The sequence below is a fragment of the Sphingobacterium paramultivorum genome (assembly GCF_014109745.1).
Lineage (GTDB): Bacteria > Bacteroidota > Bacteroidia > Sphingobacteriales > Sphingobacteriaceae > Sphingobacterium > Sphingobacterium paramultivorum.
The window spans coordinates 2,850,296-2,874,842 of sequence record NZ_CP058555.1 but is presented as its reverse complement, the minus strand read 5'-3'; the positions used below and the strand labels follow the sequence as shown (position 1 = coordinate 2,874,842).

Below are 24,547 nucleotides of genomic sequence, written 5' to 3'. Positions count from 1 at the left end.
TTTTAATTCTTAACCTAAAACAAATGTATAAAAATTATGCACAACTTGGTCGTGCCCTACACGATCAAACGCAACAAATGAAAAACAGCGATCGCCCAGATATTTGGGGTAGGCCGCAATGGAGGGGAAACATTATGCGCATATCGCTTACAACCATACTAATGTCTTGTTGTCTGCTTCATGTTGGAGCTAAAACGTATGGACAGGACATATCGATACATGAGAAATCAGTGTCGTTGAGAAAGATTTTTTCAGAGATCAATAAGCAGACTGGCTATTCTTATGTATGGGCGGCCACAACTATTGATCCAGATACAAAGGTTAACTTAACTGTTAAAAAAGAATCGTTGGGAAATGCACTTGGGAAGTTATTGGACGATTTGGATCTCGATTTTGAGATCAAGGGGAAGATTATTGTCGTACATGAGAAATCTCAACAAACACAACGTTCGATCGCTAATCAGTTAATGACGGTCAAAGGTTTTATTGTCGATTATAACAACAGACCGCTTCAAGGTGCAACCATTCGTGTTAAAGGTGTTCCAAAAGGGACCGTTACAGATCAAAATGGACATTTTGAAATTAACGGTGTTAGTTCAAATAGCTTTTTGGACATTACAATGGTCGGATTTGCTCCGCTTACGATTGCAGCTAAGTCCGATTTGGGTCCGATCACCTTAAGGGCCCTGGATGAGCAATTGCAGGAAGTGAACATTACGGTCAATACAGGATACCAAAAAATAAGCAAAGAAAGAGCAGCAGGTTCAATTGCGCAGGTCACTGCCAAAGACATGGAAGGACGGCTCCAGCCTAATTTGCTGGACCGGATCGATGGATTGTTGCCAGGACTAAATTTGGTGCGAAATACCTCAAGTCCGCAGAATAATAAAAATAATCTGGGTATCGAGGTTCGCGGACGATCTACAATCAATGCGCAGGCTGCGCCTCTGATCGTCGTTGACGGTATGCCTTTTGAAGGCGATTTAACAGCAATCAATCCCAATGATATCGCTGCTATAACCGTTTTAAAAGATGCGTCGGCAGCCTCTATCTACGGCGTACGTTCCTCCAATGGTGTCATTGTGATCACAACAAAAATAGGCTCCGCAGGTAAAACAAAGATCGACTATAGCAATACACTTTCTTTTAGGGGACTTTCAAGCCGTAGCTATCTTAATCAGATGAGCAGTGCTGAACTGGTCAACTTTCAAAAAGAAATGTTTAATTATCGTTCGGGCGATTATGCTGTTATTGATCCTAGAAAAGCAATGAATGATGTGTATCGGATTTTGTACGATCGTAAAGGTGGCGTGATTTCGGAAGAAGAGATGGAAAAACGTTTGGATGTATACCGAAATCGTGACCGCTTCAGTCAAATGGATAAGTTTCTGAACACTACTCGATTCGATCAGCAACATAACCTCGCTGTTTCGGGAGGCTCCGATCGTTATACCTATCATTATTCCCTCAATTATACCCAACCAGGAGATTATAATAAAGGCCGTGCAACAAATAAGGAACTGGGATTCAGTCTGAAAAATAATTTTAAGTTTACCGATTGGTTTAGTTTACGCGCAAACGTATTAGGGAAAAATCAAAATAGAGAAGGCGATATCGGCTTCAATTTCTACGATAACTATATGGGAGGCAAGGCATCCTATTATCTTCTTGAAAATGAAGACGGTTCTCCGGCTCAATGGTATAATTCAAAATCGCAATTTGAGATTGATCGTTTGAATGCCTTGGGACTGGAAGATGAAACTTATATTCCTTTAAAGCACGTAGCAGCGATTCATGAAAAGTTTTATAATAAATACCTTAATTTAAATTTTGCTGCCAACTTTAAGCTACTTAAAGGGTTGGACTTCGATCTATCCTATCAAAGTGAAAGAACAGAAGGATACAATGGAACTTTAAATCGGAAAAATTCCCAGTCCGTTGTAGGTATGGTCAATGACGCGACCCAAATTGGAAAGGACGGGTCAATCAAGCGCAATATTCCGCAGGGGGGACAATTTGCCGAACAACGTAACGATGTCAACAGCTATACCTTACGTGGTCAATTCAATTATCAATATAACAGTCGGGATAAACATGAAATTATAGCTATTGCAGGTGCTGAGCGCAGGCAAATTAACAATCGTTATACAAATATTTATAAATACGGGTACGATGAAAGCAGTTTAGTCTATAAGGGGATTAATGAAGAGCTTTTTGGTATTCAGATCCAAAATACACAGGCACTTTTTAATAGCTATACTATTTCGAAAAAAGAGACTGGATTTAAGGATCTAGTCGATAGATTTGTTTCCTTCTATGCCAATGGATCTTATACCTATGATCGTAAGTTGACTTTGAGTGGAAGCATCCGGATGGATCAATCTAATTTGTTTGGCACAAATATCAAAAATCAATACAAACCTCTTTGGTCCATAGGCGCTTTATATCATCTGCCAAAAATTGATTGGGAACCATTAGATCGTTGGTCGGTGCGTGCGACTTATGGCGTAAATGGAAATGTGCCAAAGGATAATGGACCATATTTGATTTCAAGGGTGAATAACAATCTGAACTACTTTAACGGTGAAATGCAAGCCTACATTGATTCTCCGCCTAATCCATTGTTGCGATGGGAGCGAACAAAAGTATTCAATGTTGGCTTTGATTTCTCACTATTTAAAGATAGACTTACAGCTACCCTTGATATTTACAATAAGAAAACTTCTGATTTATTGGGGAATACGCCGTTGGATCCAACCTTGGGATGGGATATGGTGTTGCTTAATTATGCGGATATGCAGAATAGAGGGATCGAGTTGGGGCTGAATGGTAAGGTGATTCAACGTGAAAACTTCAGTTGGAACAGCACAATAAATTTTAGCTACAACAAAAACAAGATCACAGACCTCTACGTTGAGCAGAATACACCGTATTACTACTATTATGCTCCTCAAAATCGTGTTGGAATCCCAATGGGTAGTTTATATAGCATAGATTATGCGGGATTAAATGATAAGGGACGACCTTTGGCACGAAAGGCTGATGGTAGTCTGGTCGAGACCACGCAAAAATTGACTGTCGATGATTTAATCTATGAAGGTACAACAGTACCTCCCTACACTGTTTCTTTCAGAAATGGATTTCGATATAAAGATTTGACGCTTTCCTTTATGTTCATTTTCAATGGTGGTCATGTGATGCGGGGAGTTCATCCAGAGTTCCTGAGTAAATACGCGGAGCTTAACTACAATAGTAACTTCGACAAATTATGGTTGAATTATTGGAAGAACCCTGGTGATGAAAGTAACCCTGATATTGCTCCTGCATTTGTTTCTGCTGCTTCAGGCAATATTTCCGATATTTTCAATGCTGCACATAAATTTGTTCAGAAGGCTGACTATATTAAATTGCGCGATATTTCATTATCCTACAACCTGCCTGCAAAATGGATTGCACCGACAAAACTTTCTTATGTGCGTCTAACAGGACAGATATTGAATGCATGGCGTTGGGTCGCTAACAAGGATAATCTCGATCCCGAGGTTTGGGCTGGGTATAGTACGGTAACGAGTCCAAGTAGAGGTATACAAGCACCAATAATTTACAATTTAGGTGTATCTGTAGGATTTTAATAAGAAAATATCATGAGAAAAATATATATAGGATTGCTATTCGGTTTATTGACATTGAATAGCTGTAGTAAATATCTGGATATCAAGCCAAAAGGTTTTACAATTCCAGAGAATCTGAATGATTACAAATTGCTGCTAAACGATCAATCTTTAGTAAGAGCTTCCGCTGTTTATCCGAACTATTTAGTAGATAACTTACAGTCCGGAGACCCTCAGGATGTACAATCAGCAGCAAGCTATGACTATTATGACTATGTGAAAAAACAACTCTATAGCTTTGCCCACGGTGCTATATTTGAAGATGGCCAGTATGATCCATACTGGGAATCGGCTTATAGCCATATATTCACTTACAATGTTGTGATTAATAATGTATTGGCAGCAACAGAGGGCTCCGAGGCAGAAAAGAAAAGGGTTTGGGCTGAGGCTAAGGTCGGTCGTGCATTTGAATACCTTAGTCTAGTGAATATCTATGCCGCGCATTATAATCCTGCAAGTGCAACAAAAGATCTAGGGGTACCTTTGGTGCTGAAAGAGGATATCAATCAAAAATATGAGCGCGTGTCTGTTCAGGCGATCTATGATCAGGTAATTAGCGATCTTAATGATGCGCTGCCAAATTTGAGTACAGTGCAGTCAAATAGATTTCAAGCAGTGCGTTCAGTCGGCTTCTCTTTTCTAAGCCGTGTTTACCTCTATCAGGGAAAATACAAAGAGGCCCTTGAGAATGCAAAACAAGCACTTGCTGTCAATAAAACGCTCATCGATTATAGTTTATATACCAATAAGGATAAGACAACTTGGGGACGTGTTTGTTTAAAAACAGATAATTCGGTCCAATTTCCCGACTCCAGAACGAATATGGAGGCCGTATGGTCTCGATTGGGAACAAGTTCCTTAGGTAGCCCCAATGCCGAGTTTTATGCCTCTAAAGAGCTGATTGACACTTATGCCAAAGATTTGCCTGCAGGTGCAAAGGACAAACGTTATGAATTATTTTTCTGTCGCGATCAGGCTTCTTTAGGCGCTACTATTGTAAAATTTCCAGGGCGGGTTCTTTTTGCTCCATACGTCGAATTTAGTACTGGATTTAATACGCCTGAATTGTTTTTGATTACTGCAGAAGCAGCTGTTCGAACAGGTAATGCGACAGAAGCACTAAGTTTCTTGAATACATTACGAAATAGTCGAATAGAGAATAACAAAGCGTTAACCTCAACGGATCCAAAAGTTATTTTACAGACGGTACTTGACGAAAGACGTCGCGAAATGCCATTTATGGCATCCGATAGGCTGATTGATTTGAAACGACTCGCTATAGCAGACAATTTTAAAAAGTCAATCCAACATCCATTGGCAGGGAAAATTTTCGAAATGGAATCAACGGATGCCCGGATGATACTTCCAGTTCCGCCCAAGGTACTTTCGTTGAATCCCGGAATTCCTCAATACGAACGATAACAAAATTAGATGTAGACCGCTCATCCTAATCAACTTCTATCAGCATAGAAATTGATTAGGATCTTAATAAAAAAAAATGAAAAAGATACTATTGACAGCACTGGCTTTTTCGCAGTCGATGCTATTGCTTGCGCAAGAACATATACAGTTTCAGAAGATCACTTTTGGTCAGGCAAAGGAATTGGCCAAGCAGGAAAATAAGCTGATTTTTCTGGATGGATTTACCTCCTGGTGTGCTCCTTGTAAATGGATGGAAGGGAATGTGTTTTCACAGCCTGAAGTGGCTCGTTATTTTAACAGCAGGTTTATCAATACTAAATTTGACTGTGAGATAGGAGAAGGTGTAGATATTGCTAAATTATACCAAATCAAAAGTTTTCCTACTTATTTATTTTTAGATGGACAGGGGACATTGATCTATAGAACCCAGTCTCGCATGGAAGCTGATCTTTTCCTGAAACAGGCACAGCAAGCTAATGACTCTAATTTTCAGATCCCCAATTTGCGTAAATCGTATGATTTGGGTATGCGGGAGTCGAATTTCCTGATCCGGTATATTAAAGTGATGGAACAAACCGATAATCAAGCAGCAAATGCAGCAAAAAAGGCATTGGACAGTGTGGCTACCGATGAATTCTTGAAGAGCCCAAATGGATGGGAGACCATAAAAATGATGGCACAGAGCCTGGATGATCGCTACGGTAAATTTTTTGAGTCGAACAAAGCTTATTTTAAAAGCATAGCCGCACCAGCAGATTTTGCGAAAAAAGAAGCGCAACTGCTGCGTTATGCCATGTATGGCTATATTAGAGAGCATAAAGTAGATGAATTTAATGCTGGCGTAGCCTATTTTGAAGGGTTAAAAGATCCAGAACAAAAAATTGAAGCAGCATTGTATAAAGTAGAGTGGACCGCAGCACATGGAACCGATAAGGAGTTTGTTGTCCTTACGAATACATTGAGAAAAGGCCTGCTCAAGAATGAAGATGAACGGTTGAGTTTTATTGCCCGCCGCAATGCCAATGCGAAGGGAACTGTTGCAAATCCAGTTATCCTAAAACAATGCTATGTGCTGGCTAAACAGGCCGTTGTATTGAATCCATCAAGTTATTCCAATCAAGGAACATTGGCTGATATTTGTATCGCATTAAATAAAAAGAAAGAAGCCGTCCAAGCGGCAGAAGCTGCGCGTGGCTTGGCTGAACTGGAAACTTCAAAAATTATTAAACTGGCCGATGCTCTTGTGGCGCGTGCTAAAGCACTGTAATTATCAACATGAAAAAAATAGCTACATCGTTATTCTTGGTTTTAAGTTGTCTCGGGACAGTATTGGCTCAAGGACAGCGTTTTCAATTAACAATAAAGGGGAAACAATTTCCCGCAAAATCTAAAGCATTTGTTCGCTACATCGTGGACAGAAAATTGACAATTGACTCTATTAATTTTGGTCCCAATGATGTTATCTATAAAGGGGAAATCATGGAACCAACGCAAGTCATGTTATTTTATTCCAAAGATGGAGCTTCCTTCTTTAATCGCAAAGGTGGACCGATGGAGCGGCTCACATTTTATGTAGACCCTCAGGAACCCAATACGCAAATCACTGTTCAAAGTCCTTTCGAGTCTTCACAGGTACAAGGCGGGAAACTGCAGGTAGCCTATAAGCAGTATCAAGACTATCTAAGCACCTATGAGAAGAAGCTCATGGTTCAGCAATCTAAAAGAGCTGATCTGTATCAAGCAAAAAATCGTGATGAAAATGCACTCAACCAAATTGGGCTAGAAATAGACAAGATCGAAACAGAGCGTAAGAAGGCGCAGCGAAATTTTATAGTCAATAATCCAGACAATTACTTCAGTTTATTGGCCTTGCAGGAAGTTGCCGGCTACGATGATAATGTGGTTACCACTGAACCTTTGTTTTTCAATTTGTCATCAAGATTAAGGCAGACTGCAATCGGGAAAAAATTAGAAGCAGATATTCAACTGGCAAAAAAGCTAGGAATTGGACAGCCAGCTTTAGATTTTGCACAAGTAACTCCTGAAGGTAAAGAATTAAAACTCTCAGATTTTAAAGGTAAATACCTGCTATTGGATTTTTGGGCGTCATGGTGTGGTCCTTGCCGTGCTGAGAACCCTAATTTGGTTAAAGCCTATCAAAAGTTTAAGGGATCAAAATTTGAGATACTGGGTGTTTCACTAGACAAACCCGGGAAGAAAGATAACTGGATGAAAGCGATTGAACAAGATGGATTAACCTGGCCCCAGGTGTCGGATCTGAATGGCTGGCAAAATCAAGCCGCTCAATTATACGGTATTCAGGCTATCCCGCAAAATTACCTCATCTCTCCCGAAGGTAAGATTGTTGGAATCAACTTAAAAGGAGTAAAGTTGATAGAGAAACTCGAAGAGCTACTTAAATAAATTTTAAGGAGGGGCAAATCGCCCCTCCTTAATTATGAACCTTTGATAGATGCTATCGCTATGGGGGCAGTTTTCTGTTATAGCGCTGCTCTTTGGGGGACTAAGGTGAGGGCTTGCAGCTTAGTCGCCATTTCTCTGCTATTTCTCTGCTATTTCTCTGCTATTTCTTTGGTGTTTCTCTGCTGTTTCTTCGCTATTCCTTTGGGATTGCTAGGGGGCTGATTCGCTTCTTCTTTGCTATTTCTTTGTCGTTTTATTGGTGTTTTATTGGTGTTTCGTTGCTTTCAAAACAAAGAAAGGGTAAGCAAAAAGTCAATAATATGCAAAGTAAAATGTACCTAGTACATAACATTAGTTGTGCAAAACCCACAAAAGGGAAATAGATTTTTAGCGGAATGCCGCTAGGAGGAAATTTGTTGCTTAAAGTCCGCTATTTTTTCCTTTAGACTATTGAGGTGTTCAGGACTGATTACGCCATTATCCTGATCAAAATTTTCGTAAAATTTGGGAAGCGAAAATGTTTCTTTAATGATTGCTCCAAACTGCGGGAAAAATTTCTGCGCTTCGGCCATCACATTTCCACCACCATAACCTCCTGGTGAAGTTGTCATAAGCAACATGGGTTTATCCTGGAAAACTTTAACATTTATTCTAGATGCCCAGTCAAATACATTTTTAAATGCTACGCTATAGGAGCGATTGTTCTCTGCGAGAGAGCAAATGATCATGTCACTGGAGGCTATATGATCTAGGAAAAGCTGTGCTTCCTGTGGGAATCCATTCTTTTCTAGGTCTACAGAAAAGACAGGCATGTTATAGTCATTCAGGTCGATCAAATTAATCTCGTGCCCCTCGAAGCTTTTGAGTACAAATTTGACCAATTGTTTGTTAATTGATGTGGAAGAATTACTCCCAGCGAATGCAAATATTTTCATGTTTTATCCTTTATGATTATCGGTTGTTTAAATTTAGTCAATTTTATAATGAAAAATCCAATTCAAGAAATAGAAACCACTCACAATTATTTTAATTTCGCGACTCCATTCCGATCCTGAGGTAACACATCGAGTTGCAAGAAAGAAAGGGGGGATAGGTATCAATTGTATTGTTCGCGGAAAAAACTATTTGCGCTGTCTACTTTTAAGGGATTTGTCATAAACCAATTTGTAAAATCAGTCCATTTTTCTTCATTATTTGCTAGCCATTTTTCGAAACGGTCTTCATCTCCTTTCATCAATATCCAATGATTGTATGCTTCACTATAACCTAGATCGATGATTTTCTTTTGATAATTGAATAGAACATTTGGAAATATCTTGTCGTGTTTATTTTTGAAGTAGTTGTTTATGAAGTTGGTCCTTATCGTGTCAAGCGTATTGATATTTATTGAATTTAAACCAATCATTGACAACGCTAATGTCGTCTCGTAAACTCCAATACCAAAAGGTAACTTTATTTGGTTGGGATCGGCTGCTGGCCCTTCGTGGATAAACGCATTTTTACTGAAGCTGACTGAAATTCCAGTGTCGCCTTTAAATTTAATCTGGTTATTGTACTGATTATAAATAAGCTCACTTATTTCGGCTGTTCTTTTGCTATTTCTTTCTAAATTCATAAATATCTCACCGTAAATCATTCCCCAAACTTTTTCATCCGAAATACAGAATAACTTTGATGCCCAATAGTAATTGGAAGAAAATCCCGGATCCACCTGAATACCCTTTTCATAAAAGTCTAATGCCTTTTCCAAATCTCCTTTTACTCTTTGGATTGCCCCCATCTCCAAATAGAGGTGACCTGATTTAGGAAACAATTTTAATCCACTCTCGTAGATGCCCACTGCGCTATCACTTTCGCCAAGCATATCATAGGCATTTCCCAGCAGTTGATATACCCTATCATTAACAGTCTTTTCATTTTTAATGTTTTCCAGGAACTTTATTGTGCTTTTATAATCTTTTTTTAGATAATAGGCATAACCAAGCTCATAAGGGTATGTGATATTGGCTGGATCGAGATTTTGGGCTTCCTTCAGTAATAGGATACTTTCATCCACTTTTCCGCTGTCCATGAGTTGAATGGCTTCCTTTCCCTTTGAAGAAGCTTTTTCACGATTTTTTTCTTGCCCAAAAACGGTTTGCCCAATGAAAAAGAAGAAAACGAAGCTAATATATCCAATATTGTTTTTCATTTTTATTATTGAGTTAAAGGATTGAATTTTTATTTCAGAACGTATTTTTGTAATAATGGAGCTATAGATCTTAAAAAACTAAACCAATTCCGTTCTAAAAATAGCGTATAATGGAATATCGTAATACCGGCCGTCTTTCTTTAGATGTTGTTTTAACAGTGCCTCTTTTTTCATTCCTATTTTTTCCATGACTTTTCCCGATGCTGGATTATGAGGGAAGTAGGTCGCAAAGATTTTGTTAAAGTTTAATTCTTTAAATCCAAAATCAATGATTGCTTTTGCAGCTTCAGTGACATAACCTTTATTCCAGTAAGGAATACCTATCCAGTATCCCAACTCAGCCTTATCCGAGCCTTCATCATGCAGACCAATAGCTCCGATCAGTTTTTTATCTTTATTTCGAATAGCAAAAGTGAATCCTTTACGATTGGCAAATGCTTCTTCCGCTAATTTAAGCCAGTATTCAGCATCCTCCTTTCGGTAGGGATAGGGGATATTTGATGTAAAGTCTGAATAGACCTTGTCTTGCAGATAGTCTACAATCTGTGGAATATCAGTCGGGTCTATTGCGTTAAGAATAAGTCGTTCTGTCTCTAATTGTGGGAAATCTTTCATCTGATTAAGTCTTCAGTATGGCTAAAATGAAATTAGGGGCTATTTAGTTTTTATAAATGTAGGAAAGTTTTATGAGATTCTTTTCCTTATATTTTTTCGGATGTAATAACTATAGATTCCAATAATAATGATTAAGATCAAAGTTATCAATAAGCCTATATATACATTGAAGAACATATGGACCAGTGTAAAACCAATGAGTCCAATTAGGCTTTCTAAAAAAGCTTCCTTTATACGGGACGGAGGATTTGAGTTCTCAAAGTATCTGGTATACTCTTCTACAATTGGTCGATCGGTATCGGTCCAATCAAAATACGATAGTTCTGCAGAGGAGACCCATATTGCTTGGACATATTCTAGCATGTCAACTTCGCCAGAAGAAAAGGTGCAGAGAACAGGATAGCGACAAAGTGCCGGACTTTTATGGGCTTGTTGCGTCATCTCTAAGGGCCTTCCGACAAGAACATCTATACTTAGCTCTTCCCTGATTTTGAGCGACAGGTTTGCTTTCGTTGGCAGGTGGGACTCGGTTATGCGACCAGGAAATTCCCACTTTAAGGCATGTGTCACCGATGGCGGGCGCTGACAAATGAGTACCTTATCATCCTTCCTTATAATCGCACAAGTCAAATAATGCATAACGGTTTAAAGATAGACATTAGGAACTAGATTCTTTACTTTCAATCTGATGACTTTCAAACAGCTCAATGCGGCCTTCAATAATCAACAAATAAAAGTTTTCAAAACAATCCTGATAGATCTTTTGTTCCAATGATTTTATTTCTTCAAAGAGATGTTCTTTCGCTAATGCAGCGTAACATAGCTCATTTTTTGATGTTGTTATCGTTTCTTGGCAGGGTGTATCGTGAAGCTGTTTGTACAGGTCGCCTAAATCTGAAATGTCTTCACTACGGTGATAGGAGGGATGAAACCATACCCAAAAGTCTTCTTGATTTTTATAGGGATGAGGTAATAATTGAACAGACGTATTTCTGAATAGATCTCCCGGATGCTTTTTATAACGGAAATGAGTGGCTGTGGTCTTTAAACTATTCATAAAGTTAATTTGTTTGTAGGTTTACAAAAAATAATTAAAGAATAAAGATGTCATCTTAAATATATGTATTTTTTTTAGTATTAAAAATTTACAGTTGACGTTAGCACTAATTAGATTGCGATAGGATACAGAATACCACAGTCACAAAGCTGCACTTGAGCTGTTCCGCTAAAAAATGTAAATCGTATTCATTTTATGTTATAATCCCCAGAGCATTTTGATGAGAACGGATATTGTGAATACGAATAATCCGATATAGAATATGTTTGTCCCATGTTTTCTGTCATGATCCGAATAGGAAAATATCCGTTCGCCATTCGGTAGGCTCTTTTTGGAACTAAACAGCATATACCCGATTGCAATTCCTAAAAGTCCACCTATAAATGCTGAAATATAGCCGAAAATAACCCAATACTTCTGCTGCGGTTCCGATTCCCGTAGTTGCATGAGCCGCTTCTGTTTCAAAAGATCAAGCTTTTCCTGATCCATCTCTTTCCCTCTTTTTAATAAAATTTCTCTAGCCAGTGCGTAGTCTAATTTGTTCCATTCATCGGGTTTTTGAAGAATTTCTAAGAGCTCTTCGTCGGAAAACTGATACAGGTAATGGTCGTCTTCAACCAAAGGGAGAGACTGCATTTCCTGCTCTTCTAAAATAGATTCTGCATTTGCGAAATTGGCAGGATCTATTTGAACCTCATATTGATATCCAACCGTGTTTCCGGAAAATGTAATATCCACAGGGGGTACATTATCTGCCAACCGCGTTGTTACACCTTTTTCCGAAAGTAGTTTATGACATTCTTGCGCTTCTTCTAAACTAGAGAACCTTTTTAACACGATATATGTATCCATGTGATCAATTATTTTTTAATTCCTGTATTTATGATCATTTGACAGTCCAATGTTGTATGCAATCTTGGCTATTTGCCCTAACACCGCAAAATCGGACGTGAATGTGTAAATAATGGATTAATTATGTAGTGTCTTTTTTGAATAAAGTTAATAAAGCCGGTTTGATACTTTTCAGCTTAAAGATAGTAAAATCAAATTCTATTTTATAGAAACAACAATAGAATCCCAGCTATAAGATGAAGAAACATTTGATTCATCACATTTTTGGTGGTATTCGTCACATTTTTCTGTTTTATGTTTTCATTTCAATTAATATTGCCTCATCAAAACCAATAACATGAAACTGAAAGACGTAAGAAAAATAGAATTTTGGATGGCAACTATCGTATTTGTTGCTGTTGTTTATGCTTTGCTTGTTGATACAAACAATCGGGATGATAGCGGTATGCATAACTATTTCCTTCACCAAAAAATAAGCTACTCCTATTTCTTTAACTTTTTTGTGCCGAATTTTATCATTGATTTGCTTCTATATGTGATGTTTCTCCTTTTAAATTTTGTCCTTATTCCTTCCCTCATCAACAGAAAACGGGAGCTGCTGAATTATTCATTACTAGCTGCTCTGATCTTGACATCCGGACTGATTTTAGGTGTATGCCGGACCTATAGCCACGCCTACGAATTGAAGGATTATGACAGTATTCAAAGAAGCTATAATAGTATGTTTTTTAAGGCTTTTGCGCAAGCTATTTTATTAACAATTATAATTTCTTTATACACCTGCGCGCAATATCTGATCAGCTATTTGCTTAAAAGCAAGGCAGAAAATCTGACCCTGCAAAAGCAGCTAAAAATGGATTTATCCTTTGGAATAGGTTTCTGGTTTATTGGATTGTTTTTTTTGATTACATCGCGATCCCATTTACAACTTTCGGTATTATGGACTTTGGTCGTATTGTCTGCGGTCGGTATTGTAATCTATTCCTTATACTATTTGTTGCCAAAATTACAGGAAAAACAGAAGAAATTCCGTGATTTCTTCTGGACTATCTTTGCTATTAGCTTGGTTTCAGTCCTGCCATTAAGTGTGCCCGCGTTATTTTTCTTTAATCAGACAAACGAAGTGATCTTTATCGTTGCGATGTTTCATTTACCCACGCAATTATTGGTTAGCACGCCGCTGTCCTGGTTTCTCTTTAAAAAACGTCTAATGCGTCAAAACGAAATAGCCTCCCTACGTACAGAGCTCGGACAGTCGGACGCGAATCTGACCTTTCTAAAATCTCAAATAAATCCACATTTTTTATTTAATGCCTTAAATACATTGTATGGCACTGCATTGCAGGAAAATGCAGAACGGACGGGGGAGGGAATTCAACGCTTGGGTGATATGATGCGGTTTATGCTACATGAAAATACACAAGATAAAATTTCGTTGATGCGTGAAGTTGAATATTTGAATAATTACATCGCCTTACAAACGCTCCGGACTTCAATGTCAGACAAGATTACCCTTATAACCGAAATAGAGGAACAGTTTGAAAATTACCACATTACACCTATGTTGCTTATACCTTTCGTTGAGAATGCATTTAAGCATGGTATAAGCCTTCAGAACTCGTCTTATATTAAAATCTCTTTGCAAGTGCGGGACCAAGTCCTGTTTTTCGATGTGAGCAATAGCATTAATCCAAAAAGTGATAACGATCCCGAAAAACTAAAAAGCGGCGTAGGCTTGGAAAATGTAAGACAACGCCTGTCATTACTGTATCGAGATCGGCATGAATTGATGATACATGAAAATGCCAATGAGTTTTTTGTCCATTTAACATTACATCTTTAGATCAAGATAGTTCCACTATTTTTCAATCCATTATTCACCTGATTTATCGGTTTCTTAATTAACAGCAATGAAAAAAATACTTGTTTTTTTGCTTGTGACCTTGTTTTGTCTAAGCAGTCATGCTCAGTTTAAATTGAGCGGTAAGGTTTGGAATTATGATCCAAACAAGACCTTGGAAATCAATATTCCTCTTGTTTTCGGTTTTTATAAAGAAAATTCGCAACGGATAACCGTTGCCGGCGATGGTACATTTGAGGTCGCGCTGCCAGTAACAGCTCGAAAATCCGCGACACTAATTTACAGCGGTGTATTTCAAACCTTGTTATTAAGCCCCGGTAAGGATCTTATCGCGAATTTAACTGATAGTACGATCGTATTTACATACGGTAGTGCTTTAACAGAAAATAGAACTATTCAGCAAATAAAACTGGATGAAGTGCCGTTTTTTATGAAAGCCCCAGCCTTAAACAATCTTGCTAAACGCTCTTTGGCTGAATTGAGACAGCAGCTGTTAATTCCCTTTTTAGCAGATTGCAATCAAATGAATGAAGTGATCCAAACTACTTCATTGCCCAGCCAACTAAAAGACTATATCCGTGCTGAGCTTTACGCACAAAGAATTAACCATCTGAACGATTTTGCCCGTGTAGCTGAATTGCCAAAGCCGACCTCAGATAGTTTAGTGCTAGAACTGTTTGGAAAAGCATCGATTAATTTACAGGATAACTTTGGAGGCCCCTCTTTCTATTCTTTCCTTGACAATTACCTGCGTTATTTGGAAACGAAAGCATTTGTTAAGATTCGGTCGGAGAAGATCCCTTCAAGCGAGCCGATCCCTTATTTCGGGATAAGCCTAGACAGTGCAAATAGATTAATGAACATCTATAGTAAAGATTATTGGCGGTTTATTGGTGCTTTAAATAATTTTCCCAAGCCTATCGTAGAAAAATACAATTTTCAGCAACTGGTCAATCTATATCATGACAGGGACTTACCACATTTAAAAGCATTGGCAGGAGCGCATTGGAAGATATTTCCAACGGATAAGCATAGGCCGCTCGTTGAACGCTATATTGCCGATCTTGACTCTCTTTTGATAGCGAATAAACAGAACAAACAGATCCGGTTGATTGAGGATGATCGACCTATTTCATCGATCTACGACCTGATTGCTGAATTGAAGGGAAAAGTGGTCTATTTGGATGTTTGGGGTACCTGGTGTGGCCCTTGTAAATTTGAATTGAAATATACACCTGAACTGAAGAAAAGATACATGGATAAAGATATTGCCTTCGTTTATTTGGATATGGATGAAGACCATCGCGATCAGGACTGGAAAGACTTTATACGCGTCAACAATTTAACCGGAATCCATTTACGTAAAAATAGGAAACAGATTGAGCCCTTTTGGAAGGAATTACTGCTAAATGCAAAAGACAAAGCGGAATATTATCCACAATATTTTATATTTGATAAAACAGGAAAATTAGTTGTAGAAAAGGCTCTTCGACCAAGTAATGGAAAACAACTGTATAACCAAATAGATCAGATTTTAAATCAATAATTGTTATGATAGCCATCGCGATAGATGATGAACCTGTGGCACTGCAGGTTATTGAACACCATATAGCTAAAGTCCCTTTTATTGAATTAAAAAGTACATTTACGGATGCGTTTATGGCGATTGATTATCTCCAGAAGGAGCAGGTGGACCTTATCTTTTTAGATATAAAAATGCCCGATATTTCAGGCATAGAGTTTCTGCGGAGTTTGAATACTTCGCCAATGGTGATTTTTACGACGGCTTATTCTGAGCATGCGCTATTGAGTTTCGAGCTCGACGCCATCGATTACTTGCTTAAACCATTTTCTATGAGCAGGTTTTTGAAAGCCTGCAACAAGGCGAGCGAATTGTATAGCCTTCGGGCAAAAAAGCTACAGCATAACAAAGACTATCTGTTCATCAAAGATGGTTATGAACATGTTAAAGTTGAAATTGATCGTATCCTGTATATTGAAGCATCAGGTAATTACACCCAGATACATTTGGGCGATAAATGTGTTAGCTCCAGAATTACCATTAGCGAGCTGCTGGAACTGCTCCCGAAGAACGAATTTGTTCGTTGCCATAGAGCCTTTATCGTCGCACGAAGTAAAATGATTAAGTTCGACAAAACCCAAATTTGGGTAGCAGACCGGGTTATTCCCATTGGAACAACGTATACTGAATTGAAATTATATTAATGCTGAATACGCATTTTTTGATAAGTCAGGGCTGATTAGAAAGTAGGGAAGGGGCTGCGCTGTCAAAAGGTTAAGGGAGCGTGTTTATGTTTTTAAGATAAATTTAATACTTTTGTAGCAATAGATCATTAGTGTTGTCAATTTTTAAAATTTAAAGTCATGTAATGCATTGTCGATATTTAGGAAGAAAGTAAACAACGGGATTTACCCGATTTGTTTACCTTATACCTATGTCTTCAATTTTTTAGTATGGATTTAAATTTTAAAAATGGAATCAACAAAATATGGTCGTACCTATCATTTCCCATTTTCGCCAGGGACAAGCAGCGACGATCGTTTTAATCAACATTATTGGAAGGATATACAATCTTTCCATAAACTGTTATTTACAGAAAAATTAGATGGTGAAAATAATTGCCTTTCACGGCGTGGAGTATTTGCACGATCCCATGCGGCTCCAACCACGTCGCCATGGACGGCTCAGCTTCGGGAGCATTGGTCTAGATTAAAAAACGATCTGGATGATTTAGAGTTTTTTGGTGAAAATCTTTATGCTGTGCATTCTATCGAATATGTGCAACTTGAGCACTATTATTATGTTTTTGCTGCTCGAATTAAAGATCAGTGGCTTTCATGGGAAGAAGTTACTTTTTATGCCAGTTTATTTGATTTGCCTACTGTACCTGTTTTAAAACTTGAAATTGTAAAGGGTTTGACTGAGTTGGAACTTCGGGGTTCAGTCGAAAATTTGGCCATGCAGTCTTCTAAATTTGGATCGGTTGACCCTAAAACTGGAGAAGCATGTACGATGGAGGGGTTAGTCTGCAGAAATGCTGATGCATATACTGTCAGTGAATTTCAGCACAATGTTTTTAAATATGTTAGAAAAGGACATGTGCAGACCGACGAACATTGGACAAAATCATGGCGAAGAACAAAAATGATTTGGGAAAGGAGGGATTTCTAATGGAATGGACAATAGCAGTAAATAAGAATTGGTCGGCTTTAGAGGAGCAATTTTCTTGGGTCAGGGATATGGAACAGGTACAACAAGATCCTTTGCATCATGCCGAAGGGAATGTCGCGATTCATACCCAAATGGTACTACAGCAGCTGGAAGGATTCCCTGAATACCGGAATCTGGATTACCAAAAGCAGGAGCTTCTCTGGGCATCCGCTTTATTGCATGATGTCGAGAAGAGATCGACGACAATTGTTGCTGCAGATGGTCGTATCAGCTCTCCAAATCATGCCAAAAGAGGAGCACAGACCGCACGGGAGATTTTATTTCGTGATGTGGAGACCCCTTTTGAATTACGGGAGGAAATTGTCGCATTGGTACGCTATCATGGATTGCCATTGTGGTTGATGGAAAAAGTCGATCCAATGAAGAGCGCCTTGGAGGCGTCATTGAGTGTCAATATGGGCCAACTTAAGTTGTTGGCCGAAGCAGATGCTAAAGGAAGGTACTGTGCCGATTTGGATGCTTTGCTCTACGCATTGGATATGTTCGAACTGTATAGTAAAGAGATTGGCTGCTGGGATGCCACGCGTTCTTTTTTGTCCGAAAATGCACGATTTACATATTTTAATGGAAACAATAGCTATGTTGATTATGTGCCTTTTGATACATTCAAATCCACGGTGACTGTACTTTCAGGTTTGCCGGGAATGGGCAAAGATTATCAGATTTTAGCCATGAATACCGACCTTCCTGTTATTAGTTTGGATGACATCAGACGCAAATATCGCATTGATCCTACTGATAAAAAGAGAAACGGATGGGTTGTACAAGAAGCAAAAGAGCAAGCAAAAAAATACTTACGCTGTGGACAGGATTTTATCTGGAATGCCACCAACATAACTTCCCAAATGCGAAAACAATTGATCGATCTCTTCGTAAGCTATCAAGCTTATGTGAAATTGTTGTACGTTGAAAAACCCTATAAGATTTGGCGCGCGCAGAATGGCGATAGGGAGTACCCTCTGCCGGAAGTTGTCCTGGATAAAATGCTTCATAATTTGGAAGTTCCGCAGTTGACTGAGGCGCATGAGGTTCACTACATTACGGCATAGCGGATGCTTTTAAGTAGGGGGTATTTAAGCAGGACTGTGCTGCATCTTTGATTGATTTTGCGAATCAGCCCACTTATTTGGATAGGGGGCTGATTTTTTATGTAATACCTTTTTTTCGGAGAGAGATACAATTTTTAGCTACTTTTTCAATCGCTGTAGCAACATAGATAAAAGCTCCTTTTCCTTGATATCGATGACATCCATGTCGATCCAAAAAGATGCAGGTTTTGTTGATAGATTGCGGTCAATAAAGCTTAATAAATGAATTAGACGGCTTGTTTTTTCTTTTTTTAACGATGAAAGGTCATTTAATTTTATAAAAATAGAATTTGTCCGATATAAACCAGTAATAAAATAATCGATATCCGTCCAAGGGATTTGCTGCGGTTTCAATACGCTGCTATTTAGTAATGTATGCTCATCTATCGTGAGTGCGGCCTCTCCTCTTCGATAGCGGTTCAACTGTTGTAGTCGAAGATAAAAAACCGTTGCGGCTACGAGTACCCATATCGTGGAGGCTAGTTTAAAAATAAGATCATAGTATAACCAAGCATACAACCCAATGACTGCTGGAAGAAAACATAGCAGCATGCTGATAATAATTTTTCCTTTGCTAAAATTAATTTTGATCATTGCTTTCTCTTTTTTCAAAAAGTACAAACTCCGCAAAAAATGGAGCCTGCCATTTTCATCATAGCTCCAATCTGTTAATCATATTATTGGAGCACCTGTTATAAAGATAGGGGGTAAAAGCCATTGAAACTATTCCGATTTATGATTCGTGCTTGTTGAATGATTATTCGTATTACTTGAATTTATCTTGCCATCCCTTCCGTATTGAGCTTATTTGAAATGGGACCGCGTGTCTTTTTTTTGATAAAAGGAATGAGTAGCTTTGTTTGTATAATAAAGTGATGGACTGTTGGAAAAACTTAAAGAACATTTAAAGAAATTTATCGATGTCGATCCGGTCGAATTAGAAGAAATATTGCTTTACTTTAAGACGAAAACGGTCGCGAAAAAAGAAAATATACTGGAGGAGGGCCAAGTGTGCAGATACCATTTTTTTGTATTGAAAGGTATTCTCCGTAAATTCTTTGTTAATGAAAAGGGAGTCGAACAAACGACTGAATTCGCAATAGAAAATTGGTGGATTACAGACAATATGGCTTTCGAACATAAGCTTGTTACGTCATTTTACATTCAGGCAGTAGAGACGTCAGATTTAGTTTATATCAGTCAAGAAAATCAAGAAAAATTGGTTGCTGCATTTCCAATCATGGAGCGTTATTTTCGCTTTGTTTATCAAAGGGCTTATGCAGCTGCGCAAATGCGGGTTAAATATCTATTCTCTAAATCTAAAGAGGAATTCTACCATGATATGCTCCGTAAATATCCTCAGTTTGTACAACGTGTTCCGCAATACTTAATTGCTTCATATCTGGGATTTACTCCAGAATATTTAAGTGAAATCCGTAAAAAAATACTTCCCTGAATCTGCTGCTATAATCTCATTGCAATTGAAGGTTAGTAGCATTGGTCCGAATCTGCAATGCGAAAGGGGCTAATTTGAAATTGAAGCTTGTGTTCTTTTGCATAGTCTTGTACTAATTTTTCGAATTTTTCCATTGCCTTTTCCTCAGAAGCAGCAAAACAGTGCAGGTTTAATTCCAAAGGTTTCTCTGAGGTGGCAGGATCGATACGCAATTGTTCAACTTCGGAGAGGACAACGGCAAAAGAAGTTTTACAGATCTCAACTTCTAAATGCGGCCCCATTAATTGAGATGAAATGCTATAATAAGAATCGTTATTTTGGATTTCTTCCTGAAAGGGATCTAAATAGGTCGTAACAATAGATCGATAACCATATTTAGCATTACCAAAAAAGTGATCAATATATTCCTGTGCTTTTTCATATGTTGAGAAGACACCTTCCAGATTGGTGAATAAATCTGGATCTTCTTTTACTTCTTTTGAAACTACTGTATATACCTTAATGGGGTTGGTTGTCATATTTTGTATGCTACTGTTTGTACATTAAGTAAAAGTAAGTTTTTCTGCAAAAAAACTAATTTAGACTTTTATCTATGAGCGATTCTAAGATAAAATCCTCGTTTTAAAATAAAAAATTTCCTTTGTTAACTTGTAGCCTGTTTAGAGCAGGTGTTTGTGCTTTAAAGTTGTATATAATTTTCGTATTCTCCAAATTTTTTACTGATTGTTTTTATTTGCTTTTCTAAAATAATACGGATTGAACATATAATCCTATTGTCGAGCTCGCTTTATTACCACGTGTTACCAAGCTCCTCCTGCAAGTAGTCTGGGCCCAGGTTGAGTCTACTTTTTTAGCTGATTTCAATGTGGAGCCACCTTGTTTACACGGTTGGGGCAGGGCGATGTAGGACAAGAGCAATAAACCAATTACTTCTGACGCCGAATGATGGAAACCTGTTTTGACTAACTCATCAGAAATATGGTTTTGTTCCCAAGTCATATTTTTTCATTTGATTGGACATAGACAATGCATGCGATCTTTGCTTCTCTTGTTGAGGAAGATTTCTCGGTCATTTCGGTCTTATGTTTAGTTAAGTGTGTATTTTTTTTATTTCGTTAAATTTAATTTTCTTAAATTTATTTTAATTTAAAAGATAGTGAAATTATAATTAAAAAAGGTGTCATTTTGTGTCAAAACTATGCTCTTTTGTCTCAATTTATTTTTAAATTTTATTTGCTTTAAAACCTATTTAGGGCTGTTTTTATTCGCGTAATGTTGTTTTTGGACTTAAGTAGCACCTGTTCTCTTTTTCTTGTCGGAATCCAGCGATTTGTTTTTTATAGCCATTCAAACGTTTTCGTAAATAAATGGATTAAAAAGGTTTGATTGTTTTTTCTTAATTAATACTATTGTTTTGTGTTGATTAAATAATAACCAATTGATATTAATGACTAAGAGGTTCTGTTTTTGGGCTTTTTATAGTTTTATTTATTAATAACCAATAAATCTTAATCTATGAGAAAATTTAATCGTTTGATTTTCGTTAGTTTTTCTTTTTTGTGTATGCTATTGCTGTCTACAGGAATTGTTTATTCACAAGGAACTGGAAAAGAACTAAAGGGTATCGTCAAAACAAATGATGGGCGTTTTTTGGAGAAAGTTACCGTTTTGGTGAAGGGAACTTCAACGGGGACAGTAACAGATAGCTACGGTCGCTTTAGTTTAAAATTGCAGCAAAGTACTGCTAAGATTACTTTAAGTTTTACCCATACGGGATACTCGTCTAAGGAACTTGAAGTAGAAGCGGGTAGGGAAATAGAGATCACCCTTTCTGAATCTACTGAGAATCTAGATGAAGTCGTCGTTATTGGATACGGAACTGCCAAACGAAAGGATGTGACAGGTGCAATTGTTTCGGTGCAGACCGAAAAGCTCGAAAAGGAGGCGCCTCGGTCTGTTCAGGATCTATTAAGGGGGAATGCCGCCGGATTGGTGATTGGACAGGGTAATTCCGCTAAGGGTGATGCCGATTTGCTTGTAAGGGGAAAGGGAACATTGAAAGCTGGCAGCAGTCCACTAAATGTCGTGGATGGCGTTATTTTTGACGGGACATTTGCTGATCTTAATCCCAATGATATTCAGTCAATCGATATTTTGAAAGATGCGAGTGCGACTGCTGTGTACGGTGCAAAAGCGGCAAATGGCGTTATCTTAATTACGACAAAAAAAGGTAAAAAAGGAAAGCCAACGATTACGTTCAATGGTAATTTTGGAATGGTAGAAAATGCGGGGATGCCACGTGTAATGACCGCTGATGAGTTTTTGAAATATCGCTATGATTTTGAAGTAGGCCGAAGAACCGCAGATTATCTTAAAGCACATCCCGAAATGTTTGTGGACCCAAGACTGCTCAATGGAATCAATCAATTGGATTGGTATAATTACGATCAAAAGACCCCCGTTACAAATGTAACAGAGGATCAGTTGATCAGGTCTTGGCTTTCTCGATTGGAACTAAAGACTCCGGAAATTGAAAATTACATGAACAATAAGATTACGGATTGGCAGGATTTGGTTTTTCAAAAGGGGATCCAGCAAGATTATGCTTTGGCTGTATCGAATAGTAATGAGGTGTCAAATTATTATTTGTCTTTTAATCATGTTGATAGAGAGGGTGTTATATCGGGGAATAGATTTAGGAATTTTCGTACTAGATTAAATTTAGAAACAAAGATTACACCCTATTTAAAAGTTGGTGCTAATACTAATTTTGCGGTTCGAAATGAAGGTTTTTTACAGGCGGATTGGAAGCAGTCTGCGGTGATATCTCCTTATGGATCAAATAATATCGATGATCCTACAAGTATTTATCAAAGACTTCCTACTGGAGATGTTACACCGGTAAATCCTTTTTTTGATAATCAATTTAGAGATCGAAAAGATCATTACAATACATTGAATTCCAGTTTGTACGGTGTGATTACTTTGCCTTTTGGTATCGAATTACAATCCAATTTTACGCCTTCGTTTATCTGGCACGAGTATTATAACCACGATTCTTCTAAAAATCCCGAGTGGAAGGCAAAGGGTGGAAGTAGCGAACGCTCATTTGAAAAAACATATAATTGGCAGTTAGATAATGTATTGCGTTGGAAGCGGCGTTTTGATGTACATAATTTTGAAGTCACATTGCTTCAAAATGCAGAGAAAGGGCAGTATTGGCGAACCAAGGCCACAGCTTCTCAGTTTGTTCCTTCTGATGTTCTGGGCTGGCATCGTCTGCAGGCTGGGACAATTCCTTTGAACGAGAGTGAGGATACTTATCGTACAGGCGACGCACTGATGGGGCGTCTGTTTTATTCCTTCAAAGATCGCTATATGTTGACAGCTTCTGTACGACGTGATGGGTATTCAGCCTTTGGCGCTCAAAATCCAAGAGCAACCTTTCCCGCCCTGGCTTTTGCCTGGGATTTTACAGCGGAGGATTTTATGAAAAATACCAAATCCTGGTTGGATTATGGTAAGCTTCGTCTATCATGGGGAAGAAATGGAAACCGCGATATTGGAATGTATGAAGCTCTTTCCGACATGACCTCGGGGTTACATCCGTATATTGATGCGAGTGGAAACCTCTATCTTTCATCTCAGCTATACGTGAATAGAATGGCCAATTTGGGCTTGAAATGGGAGAATAAAAGTTCGTACAACGCTGGTTTGGACTTTTCAATATTCCATGGTCGTCTGAGTGGCGCACTGGATTTTTATACAGCAAAAACTCAGGATTTATTGGTAGATCGTGCATTGCCAGAAATTATCGGATTTAACAGTGTTGCCGCCAATCTCGGTGAGCTCTCAAATAAAGGTTTTGATATTACCTTAAATAGTAATATCATGAAGAGGGGGGATTTTAGTTGGAATGCGACGGCAATCTTTATGTTGAATCGGAGAAAAATTGTGAAGTTGTATGGCGATATGGTGGATGTAAAAGATAGTGAGGGAAATATCGTCGGCCAAAAGGAAGCGGACGATGTTAAAAATAGATGGTTTATTGGACAGGATCCCGACAGGATATGGGCCTACAAACGAAATGGAATCTGGCAACTAGGGGAAGAAGAAACAGCTGCAAAATACGGCAACCAACCTGGCGATTTTAAATATGTAGATCAAAATGGAGACGGGGTATTAACGGATGCTGACCGCGTGTTTCAGGGGTATACAACACCGCGTTTTAGGTGGTCATTTCGAAATGAATTACGTTATAAAGAGCTGAGCTTTTCTTTCTTTATGTACTCCAATTGGGGACATTTTGCAGAATTCAATCGGGCCGCAAACAATAGTAATTTTGCAGATCGGAGTACGGATTATGCGCTACCTCGCTGGACGCCAGATAATCCGATCAATGATTATGCCCGAATTGGTTCCAAAAATAACGGGACAAACTACATTAACAAATCTTATATTAGACTGGAAAATATTGTATTATCATATTCCGTTCCTAAAACACTTTTACAGGCATTGAAAATCCAGCAGTTACGTGTGTCGGCATCTGTGAGAAATGTAGCCTATTTGACAAAAGATTGGAGATTCGGTGATCCTGAAGCTTCAGGTGATCCAACTCCCCGTACGTATAATCTTAGTTTAAACCTTACCCTATAAT

The 24,547-nt window shown here is 38.2% G+C and carries 19 protein-coding genes; 11 read left to right on the top strand and 8 right to left on the bottom strand.

What is annotated here, in order from left to right:
• Positions 1 to 23: 23 nt before the first annotated feature.
• The 4 genes from HS960_RS12325 to HS960_RS12310 all read left to right on the top strand — a co-directional run bounded on the left by HS960_RS12325 (position 24) and on the right by HS960_RS12310 (position 7,517).
• Entirely contained in the window at positions 24 to 3,632 is a 3,609-nt protein-coding gene (locus tag HS960_RS12325) for a SusC/RagA family TonB-linked outer membrane protein (protein WP_182332850.1), read from the top strand.
• Between the two features lie 12 nt (positions 3,633 to 3,644).
• Positions 3,645 to 5,093 (top strand): RagB/SusD family nutrient uptake outer membrane protein, encoded by a 1,449-nt coding sequence (locus HS960_RS12320; RefSeq protein WP_182332848.1) that lies wholly within the window; start codon positions 3,645 to 3,647, stop codon positions 5,091 to 5,093.
• A 76-nt stretch (positions 5,094 to 5,169) separates the two neighbouring features.
• Positions 5,170 to 6,360, top strand: coding sequence for a thioredoxin family protein (locus tag HS960_RS12315; RefSeq protein WP_182332846.1), 1,191 nt, complete (start codon positions 5,170 to 5,172; stop codon positions 6,358 to 6,360).
• A gap of 8 nt (positions 6,361 to 6,368) precedes the next feature.
• A complete protein-coding gene (locus tag HS960_RS12310; protein WP_153848336.1) occupies positions 6,369 to 7,517 on the top strand; it encodes a peroxiredoxin family protein in 1,149 nt (382 codons plus the stop codon).
• 401 nt (positions 7,518 to 7,918) lie between these two features.
• Here HS960_RS12310 and HS960_RS12305 read toward each other — a convergent pair whose 3' ends face one another.
• The 6 genes from HS960_RS12305 to HS960_RS12280 all read right to left on the bottom strand — a co-directional run bounded on the left by HS960_RS12305 (position 7,919) and on the right by HS960_RS12280 (position 12,232).
• Positions 7,919 to 8,452: an NADPH-dependent FMN reductase gene (locus tag HS960_RS12305; RefSeq protein WP_075991829.1), complete on the bottom strand. Its 534-nt coding sequence runs from the start codon at positions 8,450 to 8,452 to the stop codon at positions 7,919 to 7,921.
• A gap of 161 nt (positions 8,453 to 8,613) precedes the next feature.
• On the bottom strand, positions 8,614 to 9,708 hold the full coding sequence (locus HS960_RS12300) for a tetratricopeptide repeat protein (RefSeq protein WP_182332844.1): 1,095 nt from the start codon (positions 9,706 to 9,708) through the stop codon (positions 8,614 to 8,616).
• A 78-nt stretch (positions 9,709 to 9,786) separates the two neighbouring features.
• The gene (locus HS960_RS12295; protein ID WP_182332842.1) at positions 9,787 to 10,323 is read right to left on the bottom strand and encodes a GNAT family N-acetyltransferase; all 537 of its coding nucleotides are present in this window, start codon (positions 10,321 to 10,323) and stop codon (positions 9,787 to 9,789) included.
• A gap of 69 nt (positions 10,324 to 10,392) precedes the next feature.
• Positions 10,393 to 10,962, bottom strand: coding sequence for an NUDIX hydrolase (locus HS960_RS12290; RefSeq protein WP_182332840.1), 570 nt, complete (start codon positions 10,960 to 10,962; stop codon positions 10,393 to 10,395).
• A 19-nt stretch (positions 10,963 to 10,981) separates the two neighbouring features.
• On the bottom strand, positions 10,982 to 11,380 hold the full coding sequence (locus HS960_RS12285; protein ID WP_182332838.1) for a hypothetical protein: 399 nt from the start codon (positions 11,378 to 11,380) through the stop codon (positions 10,982 to 10,984).
• Positions 11,381 to 11,578: 198 nt separating this feature from the next.
• Positions 11,579 to 12,232: a hypothetical protein gene (locus tag HS960_RS12280; RefSeq protein WP_182332836.1), complete on the bottom strand. Its 654-nt coding sequence runs from the start codon at positions 12,230 to 12,232 to the stop codon at positions 11,579 to 11,581.
• A gap of 337 nt (positions 12,233 to 12,569) precedes the next feature.
• Here HS960_RS12280 and HS960_RS12275 point away from each other — a divergent pair, with 337 nt between their 5' ends.
• The 5 genes from HS960_RS12275 (at position 12,570) to HS960_RS12255 (ending at position 18,395) form a co-directional block, all read left to right on the top strand.
• Positions 12,570 to 14,075, top strand: a complete 1,506-nt coding sequence (locus tag HS960_RS12275; RefSeq protein ID WP_153848330.1) for a sensor histidine kinase — start codon at positions 12,570 to 12,572, stop codon at positions 14,073 to 14,075.
• Between the two features lie 67 nt (positions 14,076 to 14,142).
• A complete protein-coding gene (locus HS960_RS12270) occupies positions 14,143 to 15,639 on the top strand; it encodes a TlpA family protein disulfide reductase (protein WP_182332834.1) in 1,497 nt (498 codons plus the stop codon).
• A gap of 5 nt (positions 15,640 to 15,644) precedes the next feature.
• Entirely contained in the window at positions 15,645 to 16,319 is a 675-nt protein-coding gene (locus HS960_RS12265; RefSeq protein ID WP_182332832.1) for a LytR/AlgR family response regulator transcription factor, read from the top strand.
• A 268-nt stretch (positions 16,320 to 16,587) separates the two neighbouring features.
• On the top strand, positions 16,588 to 17,286 hold the full coding sequence (locus HS960_RS12260; RefSeq protein WP_182332830.1) for an RNA ligase family protein: 699 nt from the start codon (positions 16,588 to 16,590) through the stop codon (positions 17,284 to 17,286).
• Positions 17,244 to 18,395: an AAA family ATPase gene (locus HS960_RS12255; protein WP_228280311.1), complete on the top strand. Its 1,152-nt coding sequence runs from the start codon at positions 17,244 to 17,246 to the stop codon at positions 18,393 to 18,395. The genes HS960_RS12260 and HS960_RS12255 overlap by 43 nt, the downstream gene beginning before the upstream one ends.
• 138 nt (positions 18,396 to 18,533) lie before the next feature.
• Here HS960_RS12255 and HS960_RS12250 read toward each other — a convergent pair whose 3' ends face one another.
• Complete coding sequence (locus HS960_RS12250; RefSeq protein ID WP_182332828.1) at positions 18,534 to 19,028, bottom strand: STM3941 family protein; 495 nt, start codon at positions 19,026 to 19,028, stop codon at positions 18,534 to 18,536.
• Between the two features lie 289 nt (positions 19,029 to 19,317).
• Between HS960_RS12250 and HS960_RS12245 the strand changes: the two genes are divergently transcribed.
• Entirely contained in the window at positions 19,318 to 19,890 is a 573-nt protein-coding gene (locus HS960_RS12245; RefSeq protein WP_228280308.1) for a Crp/Fnr family transcriptional regulator, read from the top strand.
• A gap of 32 nt (positions 19,891 to 19,922) precedes the next feature.
• On the opposite strand, the gene HS960_RS12240 is transcribed toward HS960_RS12245, so the two are convergent.
• The gene (locus HS960_RS12240) at positions 19,923 to 20,408 is read right to left on the bottom strand and encodes a hypothetical protein (RefSeq protein ID WP_159728924.1); all 486 of its coding nucleotides are present in this window, start codon (positions 20,406 to 20,408) and stop codon (positions 19,923 to 19,925) included.
• Between the two features lie 997 nt (positions 20,409 to 21,405).
• On the opposite strand from HS960_RS12240, the gene HS960_RS12235 reads away from it, so the two are divergent.
• A complete protein-coding gene (locus HS960_RS12235; RefSeq protein ID WP_182332826.1) occupies positions 21,406 to 24,546 on the top strand; it encodes a SusC/RagA family TonB-linked outer membrane protein in 3,141 nt (1,046 codons plus the stop codon).
• Position 24,547 lies beyond the last annotated feature (1 nt).